At 69.4% G+C, this 6,835-nt stretch carries 7 protein-coding genes; 6 read left to right on the top strand and 1 reads right to left on the bottom strand.

Features of this window, described 5'->3' with window-relative positions; translation table 11 throughout:
• The first annotated feature begins 137 nt into the window (after positions 1-137).
• From ACRDPS_RS23820 to ACRDPS_RS23795, 6 genes are all read left to right on the top strand, one after another.
• The gene (locus ACRDPS_RS23820) at positions 138-497 is read left to right on the top strand and encodes a YciI family protein (protein ID WP_431504152.1); all 360 of its coding nucleotides are present in this window, start codon (positions 138-140) and stop codon (positions 495-497) included.
• Positions 494-1,768, top strand: a complete 1,275-nt coding sequence (locus ACRDPS_RS23815; protein ID WP_431504151.1) for an RNA polymerase sigma factor — start codon at positions 494-496, stop codon at positions 1,766-1,768. Before ACRDPS_RS23820 ends, ACRDPS_RS23815 begins: the two co-directional genes overlap by 4 nt.
• Positions 1,769-1,823: 55 nt before the next feature.
• Entirely contained in the window at positions 1,824-2,642 is an 819-nt protein-coding gene (locus ACRDPS_RS23810; RefSeq protein ID WP_431504150.1) for an alpha/beta fold hydrolase, read from the top strand.
• 237 nt (positions 2,643-2,879) lie between these two features.
• Positions 2,880-3,521 (top strand): arylformamidase, encoded by a 642-nt coding sequence (gene kynB / locus ACRDPS_RS23805; protein ID WP_431504149.1) that lies wholly within the window; start codon positions 2,880-2,882, stop codon positions 3,519-3,521.
• Positions 3,518-4,813: a kynureninase gene (gene kynU, locus ACRDPS_RS23800; RefSeq protein WP_431504148.1), complete on the top strand. Its 1,296-nt coding sequence runs from the start codon at positions 3,518-3,520 to the stop codon at positions 4,811-4,813. The genes kynB and kynU overlap by 4 nt, the downstream gene beginning before the upstream one ends.
• On the top strand, positions 4,810-5,622 hold the full coding sequence (locus tag ACRDPS_RS23795; protein WP_431504147.1) for a tryptophan 2,3-dioxygenase: 813 nt from the start codon (positions 4,810-4,812) through the stop codon (positions 5,620-5,622). Before kynU ends, ACRDPS_RS23795 begins: the two co-directional genes overlap by 4 nt.
• Before the next feature lie 107 nt (positions 5,623-5,729).
• Here ACRDPS_RS23795 and ACRDPS_RS23790 read toward each other — a convergent pair whose 3' ends face one another.
• On the bottom strand, positions 5,730-6,650 hold the full coding sequence (locus ACRDPS_RS23790) for a methylenetetrahydrofolate reductase (RefSeq protein WP_431504146.1): 921 nt from the start codon (positions 6,648-6,650) through the stop codon (positions 5,730-5,732).
• Positions 6,651-6,835: the final 185 nt, after the last annotated feature.

Below are 6,835 nucleotides of genomic sequence, written 5' to 3'. Positions count from 1 at the left end.
GTCCATAGGTCACTCTCAGCTTCACAACCTCATCCCTTTCCTGGACTCCCCGTGTCGAAACCGGCAAAGTCAGTGCGACGCGTAGGTGTGAGCGCGCTGCAGCAGGCCGCGCGACAGCACCTCAGAGGAGTGACGCGATGCGCTACATGATGTTCGTGAAGACGGCCCCCGACGCCGGGCCACCCCCGGCCGCGCTGATCGAGGCGGTGGAGACCGAGATCAAGCAGCAGTACGCCGACGGCATCCTCCTCGATGCCGACGGGCTCGGTCCCGCGGTGGAGATCCGGCTGAGCGCCGGGGAGGTGACCCACATCGACGGACCCTTCGCCGAGGCCAAGGAGGTCGCCGGAGGGTTCTCGCTCTTCGAGGTCCGCTCCCATGAGGAGGCACTCGAGCTGGGGCGCAGGATGATCCAGCTCCACGTGGACCTGTGGCCCGGCCAGGACGCGGTCGTGGAGATGCGGCCGCTGTTCGGGCCACCGACCCCGGCTGAATGAGCTCGCCCACCGAAGACGCGATCGTCGCGGTCTGGCGCAACGAGTCCGTACGTCTCCTCGCCGGACTGGCACGGATGACGCACGACCTCGACCTGGCCGAGGACCTCGCCCAGGACGCCCTCGTCGCGGCCCTGGAGCAGTGGCCGCGCGAGGGCATCCCTCGCAACCCCGGCGCGTGGTTGATGTCGATCGCGAAGCGGCGCGCGATCGACGGTTTCCGACGCGACGAGGTGCTGCGCCGCAAGGTCGCCCTGCTGGGGCACGAACTGGAGGAGGGTGAGATGCCTGACCTGGCTGCCGCGGTCGACCATATCGAGGACGATGTGCTCCGGCTGATGTTCCTCACCTGCCATCCGGCCCTGGCTCCCGACTCCCGCACGGTGCTGACGCTGCGGCTGGTGGGCGGGCTGACGACCGCCGAGATCGCGCGGGCCTACTTCGCCAAGGAGTCTGCCGTCGGACAGCGGATCTCGCGAGCGAAGCGCACCCTGGCGGAGGTCGGGGCCTCGTTCGAGCTGCCCACCGGCGAGGAACGCACGGCACGGCTGCGCGACGTGATGCAGACGATCTACCTGGTCTTCAACGAGGGCTACGCGGCCACGTCGGGACCGTCGTGGACCCGGCCCGAGCTGTGTCTGGAGGGGATGCGGCTGGCCCGGATGCTGGCCGCGCACGCCCCGGGTGATCCCGACGCGCAGGCGCTGCAGGGGCTGCTGGAGATCCAGGGGTCGCGGCTCGCGGCGCGGGCGGACGCCGAGCGTCACCCGGTGCTGCTCGAGGACCAGGACCGGACCCGCTGGGACCAGCTGCTGCTGCGGCGCGGCCTGGCCGCGGTCGACCGGGCGACAGCGCTCGCCTCCTCCGGCACCCCTGGCGGGAGCTATCTGGTGCAGGCGATGATCGCCGCGTGCCACGGCCGCGCCCGACGGGCCGAGGAGACCGACTGGGCCGAGATCGCACGCCTCTACGACATGCTCGCGACCGGCGTCCCCGGCCCTGTCATCGAGGTCAACCGGGCAGTGGCGCACGGGCGCGCCTTCGGTCCCGATGCCGGGCTGGCCATCCTGGCGGCACTCCCCGAGGAAGCGCTTCCGGGGTCGCATCTGCCTGCCGGCGTACGTGGTGACCTGCTGCACCGCGCCGGGCGGCACCTCGAGGCCGCGGCGGCCTTCGACGAGGCGGCCTCGTTGACCACCAACGCCGGGGAACAGGAGCTTCTCCAGAAACGTGCGGCCGCGTGTCGAAGCGAGGAGGTCTCGTCCGACGCGTAAGTATCAACCGGGTCATCTCGACAGGCTCGACCACCGCTGGATCAGGAGACATGCCATGACCACCAAGACCACCACCTCCGCCGACGGCTCGACCATCGCCTACGAGGTCACTGGCTCGGGACCGGCGCTCGTGCTTGTCGACGGAGCGCTCTGCTACCGCGAGATGGGTCCGTCGAAGGACCTCGCGGCGGCGCTGTCGGACACGTTCACCGTCTACCGCTACGACCGCCGGGGGCGCGGTGAGAGCACCATCGCCAAACCGGCCACGCCAGGAACGGCGGAAGCCGTCGAGCAGGAGGTCGCCGATCTCGGGGCCGTGATCGAGGCCGCGGGCGGGCATGCCTACCTGCTCGGTCAGAGCTCGGGCGCCGCGCTGGCGCTGGAGGCGGCCCGTGCGGAGCTTTCGATCGACGCGATCCTCGCTTACGAGGCCCCGTTCATCCTCGACGACACCCATGAGCCCAACGACGCCGATCTCGGCGACAGGGTCGGGAAGTTGGCCGAGAGCGGCCGCCGGGCCGCGGCGGTCGAGCTGTTCCTGCGGACCGTCGGGATGCCTTGGATCGCGGTCAAGGTCATGCGGCTGACACCGGCGTTCAAGAAGCTGTCGGCTGTCGCGCACACTCTGCCGTACGACTTCTCGATCGTGCTGCCCTTCGAGCAGGGTCTGCCGCTTCCGCGGAACTACTACGAGCGCGTGAAGGTGCCGGTGCTGAGCGTGGCAGGGAGCAAGAGCCCGACCTACATGACCAACGCCCAGCAGGCCATCTCCAAGGCCGTTCCCGAGGGCCGCTACGTCGTCCTCGACGGGCAGAACCACATGGTCAAGGCCGACGCCCTGGCTCCGGTCGCCACTGAGTTCTTCGGCGCCTGAAGCGCCGAGTCGGCTCATCTTGACGCGACCGAGCGCCGAGTCGGCTCGTCCTGACGCGATCCCGCGCCGAGTCCGCGCTTCGCGCGGTTACTCCCTCGCTCGGCGCGAGCGGACGAGCAAGCTCGCCGCTCGACCTCGCTCCGGTCGTCTCGGCTCGTCATAACGCGCCGACTCGGCTGGATGACCGGTCACGATGCGCCGAGTCGGCGCAGAATCGGGTCATCTAGGCTGCGGAGCATGGCGCAATTGTGGGACATCTCACCACCCGTTCACGCGGAGTCGCCGGTCTTCCCCGGTGACCATGCCACCGAGGTCGACTGGACGTTCCGGATCGGGCCGGGGTGCCCGGTCAACGTCGCTGAGCTGTCCCTGTCGGCCCACGTCGGCGCGCACGCGGATGCTCCGCTGCACTTCACCGACGACGGGGCGCCCGCGGGCGAGATGCCGCTGGAGCCGTTCCTCGGTCCGTGCCGGGTGATCGACGTGTCCGGGGTGCGTCCGCTGGTCACCGCCGACGACATCGACGACATCGACGTCGCCGATCTGCCGCCGCGGGTGCTCTTCCGGACGTACGCCACCCAGCCGACGACCTGGGACGACTCGTTCTGCGCGCTCGACCCCGCGCTGATCGAGCTCCTGGCCGCCAACGGGGTGCGGCTGGTCGGCACCGACGCGGCCAGTCTTGACCCGTCCTCCTCCAAGGACCTTCCGGCCCACTTCGCGACCCATCGTCATGACGTACGCATCCTGGAGAACCTGCTGCTCGACGAGGTGCCGGCGGGCGACTACGAGCTGATCGCGCTGCCGCTGAAGCTCACCACCTCCGACGCCGCGCCGGTTCGGGCCGTGCTCAGGCCGCTCAAGGAGATCGGCGGATGAACCGCGACGACGCTGTCGATCTCGACCGCACCGACCCGCTGGCACCGCTGCGCGACCTCTTCGAGCTGCCCGAGGGGACGATCTACCTCGACGGCAACTCGCTGGGCGCGCTCCCCCGCACCACCGCCGGCCGGGTCGCCGAGGTGGTCACGCAGGAGTGGGGACGAGGGCTGATCGAGTCCTGGAACACGGCCTCCTGGATCTCCTTGCCCCAGCGCGTCGGCGACAAGGTCGCCCGGCTCGTCGGCGCAGGTCAGGGCGAGGTTGTCGTCGCCGACTCGACCTCGCTCAACGTCTACAAGGTGCTCGCCTCGGCGCTCTCGATCGCGTCCGTCGACTCACCTGAGCGCCGGGTGGTGGTCAGCGAGCGCAGCAACTTCCCGACCGATCTCTACATCGCCTCCTCGCTGTGCCGCGAGCGTGGCTACGAGCTGGTGCTGGTCGACTCGCCCGACGAGATCTCGGGGCTGCTGGACCGAACGGCAGTGCTGATGCTGACCGAGGTCAACTACCGCACGGGCTACCTGCACTCGATGGCCTCGGTGACCGCTCTCGCGCACGAGCACGGCGTGCTCGCGGTCTGGGACCTGTGCCACTCGGCGGGTGCGGTGCCGGTCGACCTTGTCGGCGCTGAGGCCGACTTCGCGATCGGCTGTGGCTACAAGTTCCTCAACGGCGGCCCCGGCTCGCCGGCGTTCCTGTGGGTCAACCCGCGCCACGTCGACCGTTTCGAGCAGCCGCTGTCGGGCTGGATGGGCCACGCGGCACCGTTCGAGATGTCGCCGGGCTACCGGCCGGCGGAGGGGGTCTCGCGCTATCTGTCCGGCACCCCGGCCGTCATCGGCATCTCCGCCCTCGAGTGCGGGGTCGACACGGTGCTCGCCGCCGAGGCGTACGGCGGCCTGCCGGCGCTCCGGGAGAAGTCGCTCGCGCTGACGCGGCTCTTCGCCGACCTCGTCGGCTCCCGGCTTCCAGGCTTCGTGATCGAGTCGCCGATGGACGACGCCCGGCGGGGCAGCCAGCTCTCGCTGAGCACGGGGTCTGCTGCTTCGGGCTCCGCCTCGGCCGGCGCCGCGTACGCCATCGTGCAGGCGCTCATCGAGCGAGGTGTGGTCGGCGACTTCCGCGCCGGGCCGGCGGACGGGACGCAGCCCGACATCCTGCGCTTCGGCGTCACCCCGCTCTACACGCGCTACGCCGACATCTGGGACGCCGTCGACCACCTGGTCGCGGTGATGGACAACGACGAATGGCGCGACGAGCGCTTCTGGACCCGAGGAGCAGTCACATGAGCCGTGAAGTCGGCGGGGCGCAGGATCTTCCGATGGACTACTCCGACTACCTCCACCTGCCGGAGGTGCTCGGCGCGCAGCATCCGCTCTCGGGCGACCACCACGAGATGCTCTTCATCGTGCAGCACCAGGCGATGGAGCTGTGGATGAAGCTCGCGCTGCACGAGCTGACCGAGGCGCAGCGGCTTCTCGCCGAGGATGCGGTGCGACCGGCGTTCAAGGGGCTGGCCCGGGTCTCGCGGATCATGGAGCAGCTCGTCCACGCCTGGGACGTCCTCTCGACGCTGACCCCGACCGAGTACGACAAGTTCCGCCCCTACCTGGCCACCGGCTCGGGCTTCCAGTCGTGGCAGTACCGGTGCATCGAGTTCGCGCTCGGCAACAAGGCGGCCTACACGCTCCGCGTGCACGAGGGACGGCCTCACGAGAGCGATGTGCTGGCTGCGTACGGACGTCCCTCGCTCTACGACGATTCGCTGCGGCTGCTGGCCCGGCGGGGCTTCGACATCCCGGCCGATCATCTCGACCGGGACTGGAAGCAGGAGTACGCCGCCTCCGACGCCGTCGAGGCCGCCTGGGGCGAGGTCTACCGGGACCCGGAGAAGCACTGGGACCTCTACGAGCTCGGCGAGGAGCTGACCGACCTGGAGACCGCATTCCGGGTCTGGAGGTTCCGCCACGTCACCACCGTCGAGCGGATCATCGGCTTCAAGCCCGGCACCGGCGGGACCAGCGGGGTCTCCTACCTGCGCAAGCAGCTCGACATCATCCTGTTCCCCGAGCTGTGGGCGATGCGTACGGGGCTGTAGCGCTGTTCCTCCATCAAGGTATGCAGGTCAAGGCTCACATCCCTGACGGACCTCCGCACGGGATGTGAGCCTTCGTCTGCATACCTTGACGAAGGAACCGGCCGACCTCAGCGCGCCAGCTTCCCACCGAGTCGCTCGGCGAGGCGTACGGACGCCTCGATCTCGACCTTGCGGATCGAGACGGACTCGATGTTGATGCCGAACGGAACGTCGAGCTGGCGGCAGAAGGACATCAGCTCGGTCGCGGTCGCCTCGGCCTGCTCGAGCGAGGCGTCGAGGGTGTCGGTGGCGTGGCGCAGCTCGTTCTCGATCCAGCGCGGGACGTCGACGCCGAGCCAGCGGAGGAACTCCAGGGTCTTCATCGACCCGCACACGGAGAAGGTGAACACGATCGGGACGGGCCGTACGCCGCGCGCGTCGCACTCGTAGCGGTAGTCGGAGACGAGGTTCTTGGCGGCGTTGACGTCGTAGACGACCTGGGTGACGAAGTAGGAGCAGCCCGCCTCCTGCTTCGCGATCAGGCGAAGGTGCTCGTCGCCCTTGGCCGTGTGCCGTTCGGGGATCGCGACGGCTCCGAGGAGCAGGTCGCGGTTGGCCTCGTTCCGGATCTCCTGGGCGCGCCGCAGACTCGTGGCGACCCGCTTCTCGCCCGAGGAGGCACCGACGAAGACCGACAGAGCCTTGGCCGGATCCTGGGTCTTGACCCAGTCGCGCAGCGTCGGCTCGTCATACTTCCCGGTGGCGCGGTAGACGACGGCCGGCACGTCGAGACCCTCGAGGTTGCGCTCCAGGAACTCGGCGGGGTCGAGGGTGCGTACGAACGGGAACGGCCGCTCCTCGGGGTTGCGGTCGGACTCGTCGTCGATGTCGTAGAGGACCAGCCCGTCGAGATCGAGCGGCTTGATCCGTTCGAGCGTGATCTCCGCGATCTGCTGCACCCTCTCAGGCGCCGTCGTCACCCTCGGCGGTGTGACGGCGAAAAGCAGAATCTCACCGGCCCGGTCACTGATGCGCTGCTGCAGATCCACACCGTCAACGCTAGCCGAGCCATGCCGACCCGTCGCATCTGTCCCACCCCAGACCCCCGAGTCGGCGCGTCTGCCCCACCCCAAAGGACCGAGTCGGCGCGTCTGCCCCACCCCAGAGGACCGAGTCGGCGCGTCTGTCCCACCCCAGAGGACCGAGTCGGCGCAACTACCCCACAGGGTGGGAC

It is taken from the genome of Nocardioides sp. (assembly GCF_050699375.1).
Lineage (GTDB): Bacteria > Actinomycetota > Actinomycetes > Propionibacteriales > Nocardioidaceae > Nocardioides.
Note: the sequence above shows the minus strand (reverse complement) of the source record. Positions and strands in the feature narration are given on the sequence as shown.